The following is a 249-nucleotide window of genomic DNA, read 5'->3' on the forward strand; positions in this document are numbered from 1 at the left end:
GTCTGAGGATATTCGTCCTTGTCGATCATGTTCTTGTCGAGCGCTTCGGCCATGAGCTTCTGCACTTGAGGCTCGACCCAGGTCGTGCAAAAAGTGGCCAGGTTCTGCCGCGAGTTGCCGTCGAGCATGAGTTCGTCGTGCACCAGGCTGTAGGCGGTCGATGCCTCGGTGGACTGGTCGGGCAGCCGGTACTTTGGAAGGCAACGTTCCGAGGCGCCGGAGGCGTAGATGTCCTCGATCGAGTTGTCG

The 249-nt window shown here is 59.8% G+C and carries 1 pseudogene; it reads right to left on the bottom strand.

What is annotated here, in order from left to right:
* Window positions 1-249: pseudogene (locus tag QN347_RS20540) on the bottom strand (glutamate decarboxylase); the annotation flags it as partial.

It is taken from the genome of Sphingomonas sp. 10B4 (assembly GCF_035019905.1).
GTDB lineage: Bacteria > Pseudomonadota > Alphaproteobacteria > Sphingomonadales > Sphingomonadaceae > Sphingomonas > Sphingomonas glacialis.